We start from the raw sequence: 446 nt of genomic DNA, 5'->3' as shown, positions 1-446 counted from the left end.
TGGCCGCACAGCAGGAGCTGGCCTACGCCGCCACCCGGCTCGGCCAGAGTGACCTCGATCCGGCACAGGCACAGGACGAGGCCAGCCGCCTGCAGCTGCAGACCAACAGCTTCAATTCCTCGCTGGTGGTGGACGCCGACGGCCTGGTGATCGCCACCTCGCCGCAGACCCTGCAGCTGCAGGGCGAGATCCTGCACAGCGTCGGCAACAATGCCGCATTGGCCGCACGCCAGCCGATGATCAGCGACCCGTACCAGTCGACCACAGGCAAGCTGCTGGTCTCGCTGTCGCACCCGATCTTCGACCGCCAGGGCCACTATCGCGGCTACGTCAGCGGCACCCTGTACCTGCGCCAGCGCAGCGCGCTGCATACGCTGCTGGGCAAGCACTACTACCGCGACGGCTCCTACCTGTACGTGGTCGACCGCCATGGCCGCCTGCTGTAC

The 446-nt window shown here is 67.5% G+C and carries 1 protein-coding gene; it reads left to right on the top strand.

The features are described 5' to 3' along the window. A partial coding sequence (locus D7X55_RS46455; protein ID WP_199747419.1) for a PDC sensor domain-containing protein occupies nucleotides 1-446 on the top strand: 446 nt, incomplete at both ends.

Origin of the sequence: Corallococcus sp. AB049A, from assembly GCF_003668885.1 — a bacterium.
GTDB classification, from domain to species: domain Bacteria; phylum Myxococcota; class Myxococcia; order Myxococcales; family Myxococcaceae; genus Corallococcus; species Corallococcus interemptor.
The sequence above is the reverse complement of the archived record's forward strand: the minus strand, read 5'-3'. Positions and strand labels throughout refer to the sequence as shown.